Origin of the sequence: Bradyrhizobium sp. BTAi1 (assembly GCF_000015165.1) — a bacterium.
Lineage (GTDB): Bacteria > Pseudomonadota > Alphaproteobacteria > Rhizobiales > Xanthobacteraceae > Bradyrhizobium > Bradyrhizobium denitrificans.
The window spans coordinates 7,798,554-7,817,199 of record NC_009485.1; the positions used below are offsets into that span (position 1 = coordinate 7,798,554).

Consider the following 18,646-nt stretch of genomic DNA (forward strand, 5'->3'; position numbering starts at 1 on the left):
CCCATTCGAGGCCAATTTTCGTTATAGTTCGGATCGCGCCGTGGTGGTGGTGGAAGGCGCGACCGTCACACGCTTTGTCACGGAGACGCCGCGATGCTCGTCATCGGACTCATACTCAGCATTTTTGGGATCGGCCTGTTCTGCTGGCTGATCTTCGCCCTTGCGGTTTATGCGCTGCCCTTCTTCGTCGGCCTCACCGCCGGCATGGCCGCCTTCCACAGCGGCGCGGGCGTCCTCGGCGCCCTCCTTATCGGCATCGTCGTGGGCGCGTTGACGCTGGGCGTCGGCCAGGTCGCTTTTGCGCTCGTCAAGCCGATCCCCTTGCGCGCGGCCATTGCAGCGGCCTTCGCCATCCCGGCCGCGATCGCCGGCTACCACGCCGTGTTGGGGCTCTCGCAGATCGGCATGCCATCGCTGTTCTGGCGGGAGACCTTCGCTTGGGTTGGCGCCATCATCATCGGCTGCACGGCTTGGGCGCGCATGACGGTGTTGGCCGAACCCCTTCCGCTGCGACCGGACGGGGCAAATGCGGATGAGCCGCAGCCGGTTCTTACGGCCGCAACACGGGAAGGCTGAGAGGCCGGCCTCTTCGTCATCGAACAGGTTCGCGAAGCACGGTCCAGCGCCATCGGGTCTCGGTTGAGAAACGAGGACGGCCCCGGCCTATCGAAGCGCAGAGCCCGCAGCACCGATCTCCCGGCACTCACATAAAGACGGATGAAGGCGTTCAGTCGCGGCGAGTCCCCGGCAATCGATCCCGCCTTTTTCTACGCCATGGCTTCTTTCTCTACGCCTGAACTCGCCGACGTCTTGTGCAAGAGAACCGATATCCGCCACGTCTCCTCCTGAGGATGCTGTTCAGAGCACGGACGCACCTGGCCTCGTGATGGCCTGATCTGGCCGAAGACCGGCTGCGCCTCGATCGCCTGAGCCGCAACGCCGTCGGCTCGACTTTCTTCCCCTGGGCTAAAGCCCATTCCTCGCGAGGCAAGAAAGTCTCACCGCCGTCATCCTCCGCTGCGCTCCGGCCCGCGAGCGGGTGCGTCGTCGATCGTCCCCGGCCTGTCGATCGCCATCGAGGCCGCGGTGGTCGCGGGCTCGAAATCAGCAAGGAGAAGTGACATGGCTAACATCGGTTCTTTCAAGAAGGTCGGCAGCGACTTCCAGGGCGAGATCGTCACCCTGAGCTTGCAGACGAAAGGCGTCCGGATCGTCGCCGAGACCAACCGCTCCAACGAGAACGCCCCCAGCCACCGCGTCTATGTGGGCCGGGCCGAGATCGGGGCAGCGTGGTCGAAGCGCTCCGAAGAAGGCCGCGACTACCTCTCGCTCAAGCTCGACGACCCTTCCTTCAACGCTCCGATCTACGCGAACCTGTTCGATGACGAAGAGGCCGACGGCTACACCCTCATCTGGTCGCGGCCCCGCAAGAACGGCGACTGAGGCCTTCGCAGCAACCCCGCCCGGCCGCGCCGGGCGGGGTTCGCACGCGCAAGCATTAGACGGCGGCCTCTTACGAAACTCAGGAACCCTGAGCTTGCCCGACCTTGAGCAGGCGCAACGCGTTCATGGTCACAAGCACCGTCGCCCCCGTATCGGCGAGGATTGCAGGCCAAAGCCCCGTGATGCCGACGACGGTCGTTACAAGGAACACCGCCTTTAGCCCGATCGCGATCGCGATGTTCTGTCGAATGTTGGCCATGGTTCGCTTCGATAGGGCGATCATCGCGAAGACGTCCCCCACCCGTCCGTGAAGGACGGCAGCATCGGCCGTTTCGAGAGCCACGTCCGCGCTGCCGCCCATGGCGATGCCGACATCCGCCGCGGCGAGAGCCGGCGCATCATTGATGCCATCGCCGACCTTGATCACTGAGAAGCCCTGGCGCTTCAACTCGCCGACGACACGCTGCTTGTCTTGCGGCAGCAATTCGGCGTGCACCTCGATACCGAGCTGCTTGCCGATCGCGTCCGCGGTTCGCCGATTATCTCCTGTCAGCATCACGGTCTTGATTCCCGCATCAGCCAGCGCTTTCAGACCGGCCTTGGCGTCGACACGCGGTTCGTCCCGCATCGCGATGGCGCCGGCAACCTGTCCATCGGCGAGCAACACCGATACGGTCTTTCCGTCGTCGTTGAAGGCAGCGATCCGTGCGATCTGATCGGGCGTAAGCGCCGTGCGATCGCCCGCTGCGTGCGGTGAGCCGAAGAACACCTCGCTGCCGTCGACCGTCCCGGTGATCCCCTTTCCACCGATCGCCTTGGCGTCGGTGATCTGGGGCACGGCAGCATTATCACTCGCCGCGCGCTCCAGAATCGCCCTAGCGAGCGGATGGTTTGAGCCGGTTTCAAGCGCCGCGGCGAGCCTCAGCACGTCTGCCTCCGGCCGGCCGAAGCCGACAATGTCGGTCACTTGCGGCTTGCCTTCTGTCAACGTGCCAGTCTTGTCGAAGGCGGCGGCGGTAATCGTTCCGATCTTTTCCAGAACGGCGCCGCCCTTCAACAACAAGCCGCGCCGGGCGCCGGCCGACAACGACGCTGCGATCGCCGCCGGGGTCGAGATCACCAGCGCGCACGGACATCCGATCAGCAAGATGGCAAGGCCTTTGTAGATCCATTCGCTCCAGGCGCCGCCAAACAGCAGCGGAGGTATGACGGCGACCAAAGCGGCGACCACGACGACGCCTGGCGTATAGTAGCGCGAAAACCGGTCGATGAAGCGCTCGGTTGGAGCCTTGCTCTCCTGCGCTTCCTCGACCAGCTTCACAACGCGGGCGATGGTGTTGTCGGCAGCGGCGGCCGTCACGCGGATGCGCAGCGCCGCCTCGCCATTAACGGTGCCAGCGAAGACGATAGCGTCTACGCCCTTACGGACGGGCGTGCTTTCGCCGGTGACGGGCGCCTCATCGATCGCGCTTTCACCCGATACGATCAAGCCGTCCGCAGGAATGCGGTCGCCGGGCCGCACGAGGATCAAGGAATCGACTATGAGGTCCTCGGCCGGGACCTCACGCGTCTTGCCTCCCTCTTCGAGCAAAGCGGTCTTCGGCAACAACGCGGTCAGCGATTGAATGCTGGCGCGCGCTCGGCCCGCCGCGACCCCTTCGAGCAGTTCGCCGATCAGAAAGAGAAAGACGACAGTTGCCGCTTCTTCGCTTGCGCTTATGGCGACGGCGCCGACGGCGGCAATCGTCATCAGCATCTCGATCGAGAAAGGCGTGCCGGCGATAGCCGCCATGATGGCGCGCCGGGCGATCGGCACGAGTCCAACCAGCATCGCCGCCGTGAATATCCAGGGTTCAAATCCTGGAACCAACTTGCCTATCGCGTAGGCCGCGATCAGCGCGATGCCGCTGGCAATCGTGAGCCGTCCTTTACCGCTCCGCCACCATGGGCCGTTTGTCGGACCATGGTCGTGACCGTGCAGTTCGGCACTAGACGCCTTGCCGTCGTTCTGCCCGTTGTGATGACGATGCTCAGGACCCTCGCTCTTTCGGGCATCGTCATGCGCGTGAGCGTCCGGGCCGCTGCGACCTTGGCAACCACAGGCCTCGACCGCCTTCGGTCCGCCGTCGCCGATCGAATGTTCTGTCAGCAGTCTGAGCTTGTATCCCAGTCCGGTCACCGTCTTCGTGATCGCCGGACCAACTGCCTCATCGTCACCGTGGCGCACGGTCATCGTGCCGGCGGTGGCCGACACGGAGACATCTTCGACACCCGGCACGCGGCGCACCGCGGTGTCGATCTTTGCCGCACATGAAGCGCAGTCCATGCCATCGACCCGATAGCGGCTCTGTTGCGAATGCTTCGTCATGACCAAATCCTCGATTCAGCCATAGCGCTACGTCCTCTAGTCGCTAGAGGAGCAAGGGCAAAGATCCGCTGCGGGATAGAAAATGCGCACGGCGCGCTGTCGATCTCGCGGCTGGGCAGAGCCCGGGCGAGAAAGAGCTCCCCACTGGCAGCCCTTGATTTTTGGTGCGCAATCGCCAATTCCTCTAGTGACTAGAGGAGTGACCGTCGTGCGCCACATCTCCATCGGCGAGGCAGCCAGACACAGCGGCGTGAAAGTACCGACGATCCGCTATTACGAGCAGATCGACTTGCTGCCGGCCCCACCCCGAACCGAAGGCAATCGTCGCACGTACGATACGCGCGATCTTCACCGGCTGATGTTCATTCGCCACGCTCGCGAATTGGGGTTCGAGATCCCAGCGATACGGACCTTGCTGACCTTGCAGGATCAGCCCAATCAGTCTTGCGCGACGGCGGATGCAATCGCGAAAGCCCGCCTTGTCGAGGTCGAGCAGCGCATTGCGAGCCTAGGTGCGCTCAAGGCCGAGCTTGAGGTGATGATCGACGGTTGCAGTCACGGACGCCTGGCGGAGTGTCGTGTCATCGAGGTGCTAGCTGACCATGGCCAGTGCATGCACCCGCACAATCAGCCGATCGCCTCCTCAACAAGCAAAAGCGCCAAGAAGCCGAAGAAGAACATCGCTGTCACCCACGGCCGATCGGGCGTTTCATGAGCTTCGATCAGCAATTCCTCGGTCACAAGGTAGAGAAGAGCGACCAGTCCGAATGCAAAGAAACCGGTCAGAATCGGACCGGGCAGCAACGCGACCGGAGCCCCGAGTAAAGCGCCGACAGGCAGCAGGATGATCAGCCCGGCCGTTATTCCGACGATTCTGGCTTTGGAGTGAACACTCTCTCCGAGCTCCGTCGCCACAGTAAGGCCGAGAAACAGAATCTCGATCGTCAAGGCAATCGTCAACAGAATGCCAACTTTTGGGCTCGCCGCGAATCCGATCCCAAGCACCAGACCGTCGATCAGAATATCGACGGCAATTGCCGTCAACAGGCCCGCTGGCCCTTTCGCCCACTCTTCCAACTGTTTTACCAGCAGCATCGTGACGACGCCGATCGCGCCACCGATCGCCGTCGCCCAGGGCGAGCCTCGATGCATGACATCGGGCAGGATCTCGCCAGCCGCCGCCGCGAATACAACGCCGGCAGCAAAATGTTGGATCGCGCTGACCAAAGTTGCTTTCGGCCGCGCGTTCACCGCAATCACGGCGCCGATCATTGCGGCCGCAGCCGGGATCAAGGTGAATTGCCAAGCTGAGGCCACCCCAAGCACCTTATTGTTTGTTCGTTGCTCTTGTTGTTGTTGGCGTCAGTCGAATATCCGACCGAGGAAGCCGCGTCCGTGACCACCGCGGCTGCCGTGGCCATCACGTGACCCGTGGCCACCATGACCGCCGTGCTGATCATATCCGCCCCACGGTCCCGGCGCGCTCGGTGCCTCTGAGGACGAAGGCGGTGCGGAAGACCTCTGCTGGGAAACCTGAGAGGTCTCGGCCGCGCTCCGCTCAATGATCTTGTCAAGCTCACCACGGTCCAACCATACCCCGCGGCATTTCGGGCAGTAGTCGATCTCGATGTTCTGCCGTTCGCTGATCACGAGATCGACACGGCAGACGGGGCACAACATGCCAGTGCCTTCGGTTCGCTCCATCGCAAAGAACTCCTTCCTTCACCAAGCTGGAAGGAGATCCTAAATCCTCTAGTGACTAGAGGAGCAAGAGGTTCTCAGCAGGAAACCTCGCGCCGCACCGACGCCCCCTAATCCCGGTCTCACCCAATTCCGCCGACGACCACCACAGTCGCCGAAAAAAGCAACTATTTTCGTCTTCGCAAGGAACGCCACAGCAAGCCCTCCGTTTTCGCTCAATAGGAGGGCATCAAAGTGTTGCCTGAGCCGGCGTTGGATCGCGAGAAACCTCATGTGCTCGTTGTCGAGGATGAAGTCCTTATGCGCGCACTCATCGCCGACGAGTTGCGAACAGCAGGCTGCGCCGTCATCGAGGCCAACTCCGCTGACCAGGCGCTCGATTATCTCGTGGCCGGCGGCAAGGTCGATCTTATGTTCTCCGATATCCAGATGCCTGGCTCCCTCAACGGCCTGCAGCTCGCCGAGCGAGTCCGCGCAGATTTTCCGACCGTCCCAGTGATCCTCACGTCCGGAAACGATCACTTGAACAGCGAGACGATGCCCGGGCGCTTTATCGCGAAGCCATATGACATCACACAGACAGTGGCATTGGTTTTTGTAACTTTGGGCGTCGCGCCGCCGGGAACGCCCGCGTGAGCGACACACGCATCCTCATTGTCGACAGCAACGTCCTGGTCCGCACACCGCTCGCCGAATATCTCCGCGAGTGCGGTTATCAAGTGCTGGAAGCCACCAATTCTGTAGAAGCCAAAGAGGTATTGAACAACACGGCTCGTCCCATTGACGTCGTGCTTATCGATGTCGGCGCTGAAGACCAAAGCGGATTCGCTCTCGCGCATTGGATACGCGATCGCGCCCCAGGTCCACGCGTAATCCTCGCCGGAACGATTACGGGCTCTGTCGAGAAAGCTGCGGATCTTTGTCAGGACGGGCCGGCCGTATCGAAACCTTATGATCACCGCCTCGTGCTGGACCGTATCCAGCGTCTTCTGGCTGCCAAGAACCGCGGCGACCAGGCCTGACAACCGTGCTAGGCGGTGCGTCGGATCGCCCCCGAGCATCTCACAACCGTCCCGGCCTGACCCGAATCACCCCGCACCCCGCCCACCCGCTCCTGAGGCCAAATATGGCCTCGGCGCACCGTTGCGACGACCCATAACGACTATTATAGTCGTTTTTCTGGTGCGCGCAGATCGTCTGTCGGAGGTGATCATGAATGATCACCGGCCGACAAGTGCGGGCGGCGCGAGCCTTGCTGAATTGGACGCAAGAGATGCTCGCCGAAAAAGCCCTGGTGGCGTTGACCGCCCTCAAACGTCTGGAGTCCGAGCGCGGGCTCCCGACGCACGAGAGCACGCGGGACCAAGTTCGCCGCGCGCTGGAGGCGGCGGGGATTCTTTTTGTCGAATCCGACCGTGGCCGCGGAATCATGCTGCTTCACGAGGCAAAGCCTGCAACGGCTTCAGGGCGAAGGTCGGCAAACTTGAAACGTTGAAACCAGCATGTGTTAACGTTTAAGAAACCGTGTCGTCGAGGAGCTTTGATGCAGTCGCCACCCCGGGATCCAGCAGTGGATGATATCGCGCCGACAGCCGCAATCCTGACCGGCTATGACGAGCGCCACCTCGTGACATATCTCCGTCTGCTTGATGCCGACTCCGATGGCGCCGACTGGCAAGAGGTCGCAAAGCTCGTGTTGCGCATCGACCCGGCGACGGAACCCGATCGCGCACGCCGCGCCTGGGAGACGCATCTCGCCCGCGCACGATGGATGACGGAGAAGGGTTACCGCCATCTTCTCTATGGTGGAGCGCCGCACTAGAAAATAGTTCCGTGCAGACCGCGCAGCATGCGCTGCTGTTGCTGTGGGTTTCAGAACACCACCTGAACGTGCATTCTCCTATCCACATCCGCGCATGAGCGGACGCTGGAGGAGACATCACAATGAGTGCTGCCGATTGGCGATCGGCGGACGCGTACCAGGAACTGCGGTTGCTCGACGCGCCGGCTTTCGCATTTGAATTCTTGCGCCGGAACTCCGAATTTCAGGAAGACCATAGGCGGCTTGCACACCGGAGCCGGGGCCGCGCTATCAATCCCTTGGACGCCGAGACGGCTGCGTTCGCCGAACGCTGGGGGGTGCGATTTCGCCCCCGAATTGCCCGACCTCCCCGCAACGGCCGCTCAATGGACAGCCAAAGCGCTCCCTCGCGTCGTCACCATCACAGATGCGCCCGACGAACTCGTCAATCCTGAACTCGGCTTGCCGCCGAGACTTCTTAGCGCAATTGCAAGAGCGGCCGCCGCACGGGCTCTAACGCTCGGCGGCACGCCGGTCCGTGTTGAATTCCTCAACACGGATGGTCCATACGCTGTGCTCCTACCGCTCGACCGGCTTTTCGAAATCCGCGTCGCTACCGCGTTACGCCTTTGGCATGGCCTCGGCGGGCGTCGAACGCCACCGGATGCCGGCGCCCTTACTCAAGAGCGCCGCAAGCGCTTCATCCTTGCGCTGCGCGCGCTCGATGCACGCCTGCTCGGAACGACATATCCGGACATCGCGGCTGGTCTCTTCGAAACCGCCCCTATCACCAAACGTGACTGGATTTCGCACGAACTGCGGGATCAGACCGGCCGTCTCGTGCGGCTCGGTTTCGAGATGATGAAGGGCGGCTACCGGCAGCTTGTTCTCTATCCTTACCGGCGCCGCATCTGAGACCGGTGCGATCTCACTGCCTGCCGACATCGCACTATTTTGGCCGAGACCCCTCCGCCACCGTGATCGCCAGTAGCCGCCGTCCTCCGACGGCCGCCCCAACGATCACCGAGGTATCCCATGTCCACCACTCTCGCAGGCGTGCCGCAACGCTACCTGCGTACGCCCGAAGCGGCACGCTTCGTTGGTCTTTCCATCCGCACGCTTGAAAAGCACCGCATCTACGGCACTGGCCCGCGCTATTCGAAACTTGGCGGACGTGTCGTCTATCGCGTCGAAGACCTGCAGGAGTGGGTCGACGCAGCCGCCAAGGCGTCGACGTCCGACCCTGGCAAAGCCGTCGTCCTGCCCGCGCGCCGCCATTCGCCTGCCGAGCTCGAGCAGGCGCGTCATCCGCGCCGCTGATCACCGCCATGTCGTCGCGCCACCGCTCACGCTCCGAACGCGAGCAGCTCGAACTGTTTCGGGCGCTGCCAGGCGATCTCGCGCCGCGCGACGCCCAGGACCTCATGGCCTATCCTTTCTTCTCGCTCGCCAAGACCCATCGCATCACGCCGATCGACTACCGGAGCGGCGAGATTGCCATCCACGTCGAGGCCGTGCCGGAGCACGGCATGGCGACCATCTGGGACGCCGATATCCTGATCTGGGCCGCCTCCCAGATCGTCCAGGCACGCGACAGCGGCCTGCGCACCTCACGCCTGATGGCGGCAACACCCTATGAGATTCTGTCGTTCATCGGTCGCGGTGACAGCGCACGCGACTATCACAGGCTGAAAGCGGCCCTCGACCGCCTTCAATCGACGACCGTCGCCACGACGCTGCGCCAGACCAACGAACGCCGCGCGCACCGCTTCTCGTGGATCAACGAATGGACGGAGCGCGCGGATGCGCATGGGCGCGCCGACGGCATCGATCTCATCGTACCGGACTGGTTCTACAAAGCTGTTCTCGACGAAGCGTTGGTGCTCACGATTGACCGCGACTACTTCAGGCTGACCGGCGGCCTGGAGCGCTGGCTTTATCGCATCGTGCGCAAGCATGCCGGTCGCCAGCGTGCAGGTTGGCGGTTCGCCTTTCGTCATCTCTACGACAAGTCCGCAAGCCTTTCGCCGTTCAAACGCTTTGCCTTCGAATTGCGCGACATCGCGCGCCGCCAGCCGCTTCCGGGCTATCGGCTCGATGTCGAGCGCGACCGCGGCGGACATGAACTGCTCGTTTTCCTTCCGGCTCGTTTGTCCACAGCAGCATGTGGACAGCCTGTGGAAGCGGTCGTGCCATCAGGAACCACCGTTCCCGTGCCATCGGGAACCGCGCGCCCGTGCCATCAGGAACCGGAAGGCGCATTTTCAAACGGAAAATCCGCTGCTTACGACGCCCCTAACTTAGAATCTAACAAACAAGAATCTAACGATTCTGTTGTTTCCCATCGGCCCGCAGGGTGGAAAACCGATGGTGACGCGCCGTGATCGTCGCGCTGCTCAATCAAAAGGGCGGCGTCGGCAAGACGACACTCGCCTTGCACCTCGCAGGACACTGGGCCCGTCACGGAAAGCGCGTGACCCTCATCGACGCCGATCCCCAAGGATCGGCTCTCGACTGGTCCGAGCAGCGCGCCCGGCGCCACCACGCACGTTTGTTCGGCGTGGTCGGTCTCGCCCGCGATACGCTCCACCGTGAAGCTCCCGAGCTTGCCCGCGATGCGGACCATATTGTCATAGACGGCCCGCCTCGCATCGCCGCCTTGTTGCGCTCGGCGTTGCTCGCGGCCGACGCCGTTCTTGTACCGGCCCAGCCATCGCCGCTCGATGGCTGGGCGTCCGCCGAGATGCTGGCCCTGATCGCCGAAGCGCGCATCTTCCGTCCTGCCCTTGTCGCACGCTTCGTGCTCAACCGCTGTGCCGCGCGCACCGTCATCGCCCGCGACACGGCGCAGAGTCTCGCTGACCACGATCCGCCGGCGCTCGCCACGCGCATCAGCCAGCGTGTGGTTTTCGCGGACGCCGCGCGCACCGGTCAGCTCGCCTTCGAGCAAAGCGCGACGAGCGCCGCTGCCCGCGAGATCGCCTCCCTCGCTGTCGAGACCGAAAGGCTCGCACCATGACGGCGCGGCGTTCGAACGGCGGCTTCGCATCCCGACCACGCGATGCGGACGCCTGGATCAAGGCGCCCGATCGCAGCGCCGGTGCGACGCCGGAGAGCGATCCCTATACGGCGCGCCTCACCGTGGACATCACGCCCGCGCTCCGCGGCCGCATCAAAATCGCGGCCTTCCAACGGGGCCAGACGGTCGCCGACATGCTGCGGGCGCTCCTCACGCGCGAATTCCCCAACACCGATGGAGAACAAACATGATGACCAATCCCGCCTTCGCACACGCGCGAGCCGGTTCGCCTGACACGCTGACGGCAGTCGAACTGACGTGGCTCGAGAAACGCATCGAGCACTGGATAAGATTCGGTCACGACACGGGCGAAACGATCATCGATCGTCGCCGACGTGTCCTCACCTTTGCGCCGAACACGATCTTCGGCTTCGTTCGCTGGGCTTCCAACGATTACGGCACGATCGTTTCACGCATCGACATCTTGCGCGCGATCGCGCCAGGCGAGGCCTATCAGACGCTGCCTTTTGTCCGTCCCGGCGGCGAGATCCTGCTCCGGATCAGCGGCTGGCCCAAAGTCGAGCGCGTCCTCGCCACAATCGACACGGTCGAAACGCTCGGCATTGATCCTGCAGCCGTCGCGCCGGACTACTGGAGGCACGTCCACAATCGCCTCGGGGCAGGTTACGAGCCCCGCCCCTACAGCCGCGACCAGCATCGCGCGTGGCTCTTGCGCGACCGGGTGCTCAAGTGACGCGGTTCGGCTACGTCATGACGACGTATCTGGTGCTGCTCGTCTCCGCCTGCAGCGCGATCTTCCCTGTCTCGCCCAAATTCATTTGGAACGCCAGCGACAGCGTGCCGATCGGCCTCTACGCCATCCACTCTGTCGGCGCGCTCCACGTCACCCAACTTGTCGTCGTGCGTCCACCGGACGCCCTGGCCCAATTCCTCTCCGACCGCCGTTATTTGCCCAAGGGCGTGCCCATGCTGAAGCGTGTGCTCGCGCTTCCAGGCCAGACGGTATGCCGCCGCCAGCGCACCATCACCGTCGACGGCATAGCGATGGGCGATGCGCTCGATCGCGACACGCACGATCGACCGCTGCCCGTCTGGCAAGGCTGCCAGCGCATTCCCGACGGCCAGGTCTTCCTCATGAACTGGCAATCCGCAGACTCGCTCGACGGCCGTTATTTCGGGCTGCTTTCCCGCACGACGATCGCCGGCCGCGCCGACCCGATATGGACGCGGGAGGAGGACTGACCGTGCTTCACCTCCAGCCGTCCTGCGGCCGAGCTTCGTCGGCGCACGGTCGATCCCCCTTCTCCTTTCCGGCCTGCCGATCCGGACAGCCATCGCATCTTCGCATCGCGCTGATCAGCGCTTGTCTGTCCGCCGGGGTGATCGCGGCTGGCGGGCCGGTGTGCGCCCAATCGACGCCCATCCATCATATCGCGCGCGTTCCAGATGCCACACGCTTTGCAGCGTTCGTGGCCGAGGCCTCGCAGCGCTTCGGCATTCCGACAACGTGGATGCGGGCCGTGATGCGCGCCGAGAGCTTCGGCGACGTACACGCGATATCGCCGAAAGGGGCGATGGGCTTGATGCAGATCATGCCGCAAACCTGGGCGACACTGCGACAACGCTACCATCTCGGCGCTGATCCCTACGACGTCCATGACAACATCATCGCCGGTGCCGGCTATCTGCGCGAACTGCACGACCGCTATGGGGTTCCCGGCTTCCTTGCGGCCTACAACGCCGGTCCAGCGCGCTGGGAAGATCATCTCGCCACCGGCCGCCCGTTGCCGGCGGAAACGCGCGCTTACCTGACCAGGCTCGCGCCCATTGTCGGTGGCAGCGTGATCGACGACACGACATTGCTCGCGTCCGTCGTCCGATCATGGACCGAGGCATCGTTGTTTCCAAAACAGCCGTCCACCGCATCGGACGACACAACGAAGACCGGCGGGCCGCAGTCGTCCAACGCGCCGAGCGTCCGTTCGCCGCAGGATTGGACCGGACTCGCACCGCAAGCCGACGGGCTCTTCGTCGTGCTGTCGTCTGATCGACGAACCCCATGAGCGGTGTCAGTTCGGCAGGTGCATTGAACTGCGTACCCCGACAGTTGCGAGGGTCGGAAGGTCGGCAGAGGAACCACAACCACGGACGGCAAGGGAAAAGGCCGGCCTTCGGCGCGGCTTATGTGGTTGGTTGTATTGGACAATTTACCGATATCACCGACTACCCCTGCTGGCGCTCACCTCGATTTGTCCAAGCAAATCAATGTCTGAACCGCCGTCGCACGCCTGAACACCCGGATTCGGCCCGATGACGACGCGCGACGACGACCTGCGCATCCGGCCCGGCCGCATCCAGCATGGCAACCGCGGCGGCAAACGTCCGCAGACCTTCGTCGGCGAGGTGATGCGGGCCGCAAAGAAGGCCGGGCATGTCGGGAACAGCTTCCGCTCCGGCCAGGGGCGGAGCCGCTCCCGCTTCGGCCGTGGCCGGCGCGCCGCAGTCTCGATCCGGCTGCGCTCGAATGCCCGGCGCGTCGTCACCAAGGCGCGCGTCGTCCGTCACCAGGGTCCGCGATTCCGCTCGGCGCCTTTGCCGAAGCACATCGCCTATCTCAAACGCGAAGGCGTCACCAAAGACGGTCAGCCGGCGCGGATGTTCGATGCGGCCGGAGACGAAGCCGACGAGCGTGCGTTCGCCGAGCGCTGCAAGGACGATCGCCACCATTTCCGCTTCATCGTCTCTCCAGAGGATGCGGCCGAGATCGGCGACCTCAAGACGTTCACGCGCGAGCTGGTCACCGACATGGAAAGGGACCTCGGCACCCAGCTCGACTGGGTCGCCGTCGATCACTGGAACACCGACAATCCCCATGTCCACCTCCTGATCCGCGGCCGCGCCGATGACGGCCAGGATCTGGTGATCAGCCGCGACTATATCAGCCGAGGAATCCGCGACCGGGCCGCCGAGCGGATCACGCTCGAACTTGGTCCCCGCACTGAACAGCAAATCCACAGCGCGCTTCAACGCGAGGTGGAGGCCGAGCGCTGGACAAGTCTCGATCGGGCGCTGCGCGACATTTCGGACGAATGCGGCGGCGTCGCAGATCTTCGGCCTGGTCCGAACGCCGAGGATCCGGAGCTGCGTCGCCTGTTGCTCGGACGGGCGGCCAAGCTCGAACGTCTCGGCTTGGCCGATCCGGTTGGCCCGGCCTGCTGGACCCTCAAGCCCGGCCTCGACGGAACACTGCGCCAGCTCGGTATCCGCGGCGACATCATCAAGACGATGCACCAAGCCATGAGCCGAAGCGGATCAGAACCGGACGTCAGCCGCTTCGCGCTGCATGGCGACGAGCCTTCCCATCCGGTGCTCGGCCGACTCGTCCAGCGTGGTCTCGATGACGAGCTCAAGGGCACGGCCTACGTCATCGTCGCCGGCGTCGACGGCCATACCCACCATTTGCGGTTTGCAGACCTCGAATTCACCGGCGATGCCACGCCCGACGCGATCGTCGAGGTGCGCGCTTATGACGATCCCGATGGACGACGACGACTATCGCTCGCGACCAGGTCGGATCTGTCCATTTCTGATCAGGTCGGGGCATCGGGAGCGACCTGGCTCGATCGTCAGCTTCTTGCGAAAGACCCACCGCTCAGCGCCAGCGGCTTCGGCGCCGAAGTCCGCGACGCAATGGATGCCCGCGCTGATCACCTGGTCGAGGAAGGCCTGGCCAGACGACAGGGCCAGCGCGTGATCGTCGCCCGCGATCTCCTTTCGACACTCCAGCGACGCGAGCTTGAGGAGGCCACGGCCAGATTATCAGCCGACACGGGTCTGGCGTACCACCCGGCCGCTGAAGGCGAGCGTGTCGCTGGCGTTTATCGCGAACGGGTGACACTCGCGTCGGGGCGCTTCGCCATGATCGATGATGGGTTGGGATTCCAACTCGTGCCGTGGCGTCCGGCTTTGGAAAAGAACCTCGGCCGCGAAGTCCGTGGCGTCATGGCGCCGGGCGGACGAGTCGACTGGGACCCGGGGCGGAAACGGGGACTGGGCCTGTGAAGGCGCGCCTGCGGTGCATCCGATTTCTGACCCAGCGTGTCCGGCCCTTTGATCCCATACGGTTCGTGCTTGCAGCAAGCGATCGCGGAAGCGCTGGTGTGGCGCCATGAACCCGACCAAAATACTCTGGCTGCAAGTCTTCGTTGTGTGCTCGACCACGCTCGGCTTCGTCTGGGCCGCGACGCAATGGACGGCGTGGCAGCTTGCCTTCCAGCCGCAGCTCGGCAGCCCCTGGTTCTCGCTCTTCGGATGGCCGGTCTATTTCCCGGTGGCCTTCTTCTGGTGGTGGTTCTCTTTCGACGCTTACGCACACGACATTTTCGTCACCGGCGGCTTCATCGCTGGCGCAGGCGGGGTCGCTGCCTTCGTCGTCGCGGTCGCCATGTCGGTCTGGCGTGCGCGCGAGGTAAAGCGCGCCACGACCTACGGTTCGGCTCGCTGGGCCGAGGAACGCGAGATCCGCGCAGCCGGCCTTCTTCACCCAGATGGCGTATTGCTCGGCCGCTGGCACGGAGCCTACCTCCGTCACCATGGGCCCGAGCATGTGCTGTGTTTCGCACCGACCCGAAGCGGCAAGGGCGTCGGTCTTGTTGTTCCGACGCTGCTGACCTGGCCGGGAAGCTGCATCGTCCATGACATCAAGGGGGAGAACTGGACGCTCACCGCCGGCTGGCGTGCGCGGTTCGGCCGCGTGGTCCTGTTCGATCCGACCAATCCGCAAAGCAGCGCTTACAATCCTTTGCTCGAGGTCCGGCGCGGTGAGTTTGAAGTCAGAGATGTCCAGAACATCGCCGACGTGCTGGTTGATCCCGAAGGGGCACTGGAACGCAGGAACCATTGGGAGAAGACCAGCCATTCGCTTCTGGTCGGCACGATCCTGCATGTCCTTTACGCCGAACCCGACAAGACGCTCGCCGGCGTCGCCAATTTCCTCTCCGATCCGAAGCGACCAATCGAGAAGACGCTTCGGGCGATGATGACCACGCCGCATCTCGGCGAGAAGGGAGTCCATCCCGTCGTCGCCAGCGCCGCGCGAGAGCTGTTGAACAAGAGCGAGAACGAGCGCAGCGGCGTACTGTCGACCGCGATGTCCTTCCTGGGCCTCTATCGAGATCCGGTGGTCGCGGCGGTCACACAACGCTGCGACTGGCGCATCCGCCACCTGGTCGAGGCTGAGCATCCGGTGACGCTCTATCTCGTCGTGCCACCCTCGGACATCAGCCGCACGAAACCGCTCGTGCGCCTCATCCTCAACCAGATCGGAAGACGGCTAACCGAAGAGCTAGAGAACAAGCGGCGGCGACATCGCCTGCTGCTGATGCTCGATGAGTTTCCCGCGCTCGGCAGGCTCGACTTCTTCGAGTCGGCATTGGCGTTCATGGCGGGCTATGGATTGAAATCCTTCCTGATCGCGCAGTCGCTGAACCAGATCGAGAAGGCGTACGGTCAGAACAATTCCATCCTGGACAATTGCCACGTGCGCGTCTCGTTCGCCAGCAACGACGAACGCACGGCGAAACGCGTGTCGGATGCACTTGGCACGGCCACCGAAATCCGAGCGATGAAAAACTATGCCGGCAGCCGACTCAGTCCGTGGCTTGGACATCTGATGATCTCCCGGCAAGAAACCGCGCGGCCGCTGTTGACTCCCGGCGAGATCATGCAGCTCCCGCCCGACGACGAGATCGTCATGATATCGGGAAGTGCGCCCGTCCGGGCGAAGAAAGCTCGGTATTACGAAGACCCCGAGCTCGCCGGGCGGATTCTTCCGCCGCCCAGATCATCGGGCGGAAACGCTGTTCTTCGACCGCCAGCCCCCAACATGTCCCAGGTGAATACCTGGAGCGGCGCGATCGCGTCAGCGCCAACCGCCGCAGAGACGGACGATCCGGACAATGCGGGAATCCGGCGCGAACCCGAACTTCCGGACCATGAGGAGATTGTTCCCGAGCCACGAAAGCCGGTGCAGGAATTCGAGCCCGTCGAGGACGAGCCAGACGACGACGCCCAGCGCCAGCGGATCATGCAGCGCAATTTCGGCAGCGCGCGACAAATCTCGCTCGACGCGGACGATGACATGCAGATGTAGCCGTGCGCACGAAGCACACCTTTCGGCTTCCACCCGACCTGGCTACGAAGCTCGCCGATTACGCCGCCCGCAAGCGCGTGCCGCAGGCGTTGATCGTCGAGGCAGCGCTCGCCTCTTATCTTTCGCCCGATGCCGCGGACCGACTAGAAGCGGCGCTCGCGCGACGCCTGGACCGTATGGTCCGCGACATGGAGCGCATCGAGCGCCACGTCACGATCTCAAATGAAGCGCTCGCGGTGTTCGTCCGGTTTTGGCTGACCAGCACGCCGCCGCTGCCTGACACGGCGCTTGCCGCCGCGCAAACAAAAGGACGAGAGCGCTACGAAGGTTACATCGAAGCGCTCGGCCGTCGTCTCGCGCGCGGTCACAAACTAGCTGACGAGGTGATTCGCGACGTGCCGCCGCAAAAGGAGGGTTCAGCAGACACGCAGTCAGAATAGCGATCGTCCTTCTCGCTTGTCATTCTATCCCAGAGCCCTCCCGCCTCCTTGTTGTTGTTGCGCAGTCCCAGTTCCGGCTCTTTCTACTCAACCCCGCTGACATCTGCGCCTCCACAGGAGGCTAATTTGCGGGGCTCTTGTGACGACGATCTCCCTCCGATCTGAAGTATTCGCCCGAGGCGCGCGCATGCTGCGCACGGCGCTTGGTCCGGCGATCTCCGGCTATCTCGAAGATCCCAGCATCGTCGAGGTGATGCTCAACCCTGACGGTCGCCTCTGGATCGATCGGCTGTCAGGCGGTCTTGAAGACACCGGCTGTCGCGTCACGCCCGCGGACGCCGAGCGCATCGTGCGCCTGGTCGCGCACCATGTCGGGGTCGAAGTGCATGCCGGCAGCCCGCGCGTCTCGGCGGAATTGCCGGAAAGCGGGGAGCGGTTCGAGGGCCTGGTGCCGCCCGTGGTGGCTGCGCCGTGCTTTGCCATCCGGCGGCCGGCCGTCGCCGTTTACACGCTCGGCGACTACGTCGAGGCCGGCATCATGTCGGCCGACCAGGCCGAGCTGCTCCGCGCGGCCGTGCGCGACCGAAAGAACGTGCTGGTCGCCGGCGGGACGAGCACCGGCAAGACGACGCTGGTCAACGCGATCCTCGCAGAAGTCGCCAAGACCGGCGACCGCATCGTGCTCATCGAGGATACGCGCGAGTTGCAATGCGCCGCGCCGAACCTCGTGGCGCTGCGCACCAAGGACGGGGCTGCGTCGCTGTCTGATCTGGTCCGCTCGTCGCTGCGCCTGCGGCCCGACCGCATCCCAATCGGCGAGGTTCGCGGGGCAGAGGCGCTCGATCTTCTGAAAGCCTGGGGCACGGGACACCCCGGGGGCGTGGGCACGCTGCACGCAGGCTCCGCCATCGGCGCACTGCGCCGGCTCGAACAGCTCATCCAGGAAGCCGTGGTCACCGTTCCGCGCGCGCTCATCGCCGAGACGATCGACCTCATCGCGGTCCTCACCGGCCGCGGCTCCGCGCGCCGGCTCGCCGAGCTCGCAGCGGTGAAGGGCCTCTCGCCCGCCGGCGACTACGTCCTCACCCCCGCAGGAGAACCGTGATGTTAATCAAGGATGCCCGCCGTGCGTTCGCCACGGCAACCGCCTTCGTCTTCGTCGCCCTCGCAACCGCGCCGGCCTATGCGGCCGGATCGAACATGCCGTGGGAGCAGCCGCTCAACCAGATCCTGGAGAGCATCCAAGGGCCCGTGGCCAAGGTCGTGTCGGTGATCATCATTATCGTCACCGGTCTGACGCTCGCCTTCGGCGAGACCAGCGGCGGCTTCCGTCGCCTCATTCAGATCGTCTTCGGCCTCAGCATCGCCTTCGCAGCGTCGAGCTTCTTCCTGACCTTCTTCCAGTTCGGCGGCGGGGTGACGGTGTGATGGAGCAAGATGGCGCCATCGCCGGCTTCTATGCGCCCGTTCACCGAGCGTTGACCGAGCCGATCCTCTTGGGCGGCGCGCCGCGCGCCGTGGCGATCGTGAACGGCACGCTTGCTGCCGCGATCGGGCTCGGTCTTCGGCTCTGGATCGTGGGCGGCCTCATCTGGCTTGTCGGTCACATCGCCGCCGTTTGGGCGGCGAAGCGTGACGCCGCCTTCGTCGACGTCGTGCGTCGGCATCTGCGTTATCCGCAGCACATGGTCTCGTGAGGTTC

At 63.9% G+C, this 18,646-nt stretch carries 24 protein-coding genes and 1 pseudogene; 22 read left to right on the forward strand and 3 right to left on the reverse strand.

What is annotated here, in order from left to right:
- Positions 1 to 93 precede the first annotated feature (93 nt).
- Positions 94 to 576 (forward strand): hypothetical protein, encoded by a 483-nt coding sequence (locus BBTA_RS34715; protein WP_012047173.1) that lies wholly within the window; start codon positions 94 to 96, stop codon positions 574 to 576.
- Between the two features lie 546 nt (positions 577 to 1,122).
- On the forward strand, positions 1,123 to 1,443 hold the full coding sequence (locus tag BBTA_RS34720; protein ID WP_041751086.1) for a DUF736 domain-containing protein: 321 nt from the start codon (positions 1,123 to 1,125) through the stop codon (positions 1,441 to 1,443).
- A gap of 79 nt (positions 1,444 to 1,522) precedes the next feature.
- Here the strand turns inward: BBTA_RS34720 and BBTA_RS34725 are convergent, their stop codons facing one another.
- The gene (locus BBTA_RS34725) at positions 1,523 to 3,811 is read right to left on the reverse strand and encodes a heavy metal translocating P-type ATPase (RefSeq protein ID WP_041751087.1); all 2,289 of its coding nucleotides are present in this window, start codon (positions 3,809 to 3,811) and stop codon (positions 1,523 to 1,525) included.
- Positions 3,812 to 4,019: 208 nt separating this feature from the next.
- On the opposite strand from BBTA_RS34725, the pseudogene BBTA_RS39350 reads away from it, so the two are divergent.
- Positions 4,020 to 4,439, forward strand: a pseudogene (locus BBTA_RS39350) (helix-turn-helix domain-containing protein); the annotation flags it as partial.
- Here the strand turns inward: BBTA_RS39350 and BBTA_RS34730 are convergent.
- Together BBTA_RS34730 and BBTA_RS39355 are read right to left on the reverse strand one after the other, a co-directional pair.
- Entirely contained in the window at positions 4,439 to 5,083 is a 645-nt protein-coding gene (locus tag BBTA_RS34730) for a ZIP family metal transporter (protein WP_012047176.1), read from the reverse strand. The pseudogene BBTA_RS39350 and the gene BBTA_RS34730 overlap by 1 nt on opposite strands.
- Positions 5,084 to 5,173: 90 nt before the next feature.
- On the reverse strand, positions 5,174 to 5,515 hold the full coding sequence (locus BBTA_RS39355) for a zf-TFIIB domain-containing protein (protein WP_012047177.1): 342 nt from the start codon (positions 5,513 to 5,515) through the stop codon (positions 5,174 to 5,176).
- A 231-nt stretch (positions 5,516 to 5,746) separates the two neighbouring features.
- Here BBTA_RS39355 and BBTA_RS39360 point away from each other — a divergent pair, with 231 nt between their 5' ends.
- The 19 genes from BBTA_RS39360 to BBTA_RS34820 all read left to right on the forward strand — a co-directional run bounded on the left by BBTA_RS39360 (position 5,747) and on the right by BBTA_RS34820 (position 18,641).
- Entirely contained in the window at positions 5,747 to 6,148 is a 402-nt protein-coding gene (locus BBTA_RS39360) for a response regulator (RefSeq protein ID WP_012047178.1), read from the forward strand.
- Positions 6,145 to 6,534: a response regulator gene (locus tag BBTA_RS39365; RefSeq protein WP_012047179.1), complete on the forward strand. Its 390-nt coding sequence runs from the start codon at positions 6,145 to 6,147 to the stop codon at positions 6,532 to 6,534. Before BBTA_RS39360 ends, BBTA_RS39365 begins: the two co-directional genes overlap by 4 nt.
- Before the next feature lie 194 nt (positions 6,535 to 6,728).
- The gene (locus BBTA_RS34745; protein ID WP_041751091.1) at positions 6,729 to 7,007 is read left to right on the forward strand and encodes a helix-turn-helix transcriptional regulator; all 279 of its coding nucleotides are present in this window, start codon (positions 6,729 to 6,731) and stop codon (positions 7,005 to 7,007) included.
- A 48-nt stretch (positions 7,008 to 7,055) separates the two neighbouring features.
- Positions 7,056 to 7,334 carry a DNA -binding domain-containing protein gene (locus BBTA_RS34750; protein WP_012047181.1) on the forward strand — a complete coding sequence of 93 codons (279 nt, stop codon included), beginning with the start codon at positions 7,056 to 7,058 and terminating at the stop codon, positions 7,332 to 7,334.
- Between the two features lie 122 nt (positions 7,335 to 7,456).
- Positions 7,457 to 7,768 carry a transcriptional regulator domain-containing protein gene (locus BBTA_RS41500; RefSeq protein WP_244424244.1) on the forward strand — a complete coding sequence of 104 codons (312 nt, stop codon included), beginning with the start codon at positions 7,457 to 7,459 and terminating at the stop codon, positions 7,766 to 7,768.
- A complete protein-coding gene (locus tag BBTA_RS34755) occupies positions 7,671 to 8,228 on the forward strand; it encodes a DUF2285 domain-containing protein (protein WP_012047182.1) in 558 nt (185 codons plus the stop codon). The genes BBTA_RS41500 and BBTA_RS34755 overlap by 98 nt, the downstream gene beginning before the upstream one ends.
- 120 nt (positions 8,229 to 8,348) lie before the next feature.
- A complete protein-coding gene (locus BBTA_RS34760; RefSeq protein ID WP_041751092.1) occupies positions 8,349 to 8,633 on the forward strand; it encodes an AlpA family transcriptional regulator in 285 nt (94 codons plus the stop codon).
- Positions 8,634 to 8,641: 8 nt separating this feature from the next.
- Complete coding sequence (locus BBTA_RS34765; protein WP_012047184.1) at positions 8,642 to 9,697, forward strand: replication initiator protein A; 1,056 nt, start codon at positions 8,642 to 8,644, stop codon at positions 9,695 to 9,697.
- Positions 9,694 to 10,332, forward strand: a complete 639-nt coding sequence (gene parA / locus BBTA_RS34770) for a ParA family partition ATPase (protein WP_012047185.1) — start codon at positions 9,694 to 9,696, stop codon at positions 10,330 to 10,332. Before BBTA_RS34765 ends, parA begins: the two co-directional genes overlap by 4 nt.
- Complete coding sequence (locus tag BBTA_RS34775) at positions 10,329 to 10,583, forward strand: hypothetical protein (protein WP_012047186.1); 255 nt, start codon at positions 10,329 to 10,331, stop codon at positions 10,581 to 10,583. The genes parA and BBTA_RS34775 overlap by 4 nt, the downstream gene beginning before the upstream one ends.
- A complete protein-coding gene (locus BBTA_RS34780) occupies positions 10,583 to 11,086 on the forward strand; it encodes a DUF2840 domain-containing protein (protein WP_012047187.1) in 504 nt (167 codons plus the stop codon). Before BBTA_RS34775 ends, BBTA_RS34780 begins: the two co-directional genes overlap by 1 nt.
- A gap of 17 nt (positions 11,087 to 11,103) precedes the next feature.
- On the forward strand, positions 11,104 to 11,595 hold the full coding sequence (locus BBTA_RS34785; RefSeq protein ID WP_012047188.1) for a S26 family signal peptidase: 492 nt from the start codon (positions 11,104 to 11,106) through the stop codon (positions 11,593 to 11,595).
- A 227-nt stretch (positions 11,596 to 11,822) separates the two neighbouring features.
- Positions 11,823 to 12,416: a lytic transglycosylase domain-containing protein gene (locus BBTA_RS34790; protein WP_012047189.1), complete on the forward strand. Its 594-nt coding sequence runs from the start codon at positions 11,823 to 11,825 to the stop codon at positions 12,414 to 12,416.
- 247 nt (positions 12,417 to 12,663) lie between these two features.
- Positions 12,664 to 14,415: a DUF3363 domain-containing protein gene (locus BBTA_RS34795; RefSeq protein ID WP_012047190.1), complete on the forward strand. Its 1,752-nt coding sequence runs from the start codon at positions 12,664 to 12,666 to the stop codon at positions 14,413 to 14,415.
- Positions 14,416 to 14,521: 106 nt separating this feature from the next.
- Positions 14,522 to 16,504 (forward strand): conjugal transfer protein TraG, encoded by a 1,983-nt coding sequence (locus BBTA_RS34800; protein ID WP_012047191.1) that lies wholly within the window; start codon positions 14,522 to 14,524, stop codon positions 16,502 to 16,504.
- A 2-nt stretch (positions 16,505 to 16,506) separates the two neighbouring features.
- Positions 16,507 to 16,944, forward strand: coding sequence for a ribbon-helix-helix domain-containing protein (locus tag BBTA_RS34805; RefSeq protein WP_012047192.1), 438 nt, complete (start codon positions 16,507 to 16,509; stop codon positions 16,942 to 16,944).
- A 187-nt stretch (positions 16,945 to 17,131) separates the two neighbouring features.
- The gene (gene trbB / locus BBTA_RS34810; RefSeq protein WP_012047193.1) at positions 17,132 to 18,049 is read left to right on the forward strand and encodes a P-type conjugative transfer ATPase TrbB; all 918 of its coding nucleotides are present in this window, start codon (positions 17,132 to 17,134) and stop codon (positions 18,047 to 18,049) included.
- On the forward strand, positions 18,049 to 18,372 hold the full coding sequence (locus tag BBTA_RS34815) for a TrbC/VirB2 family protein (protein ID WP_012047194.1): 324 nt from the start codon (positions 18,049 to 18,051) through the stop codon (positions 18,370 to 18,372). The genes trbB and BBTA_RS34815 overlap by 1 nt, the downstream gene beginning before the upstream one ends.
- Positions 18,372 to 18,641 (forward strand): VirB3 family type IV secretion system protein, encoded by a 270-nt coding sequence (locus BBTA_RS34820; protein ID WP_012047195.1) that lies wholly within the window; start codon positions 18,372 to 18,374, stop codon positions 18,639 to 18,641. The genes BBTA_RS34815 and BBTA_RS34820 overlap by 1 nt, the downstream gene beginning before the upstream one ends.
- The last annotated feature ends 5 nt before the right edge of the window (positions 18,642 to 18,646 follow it).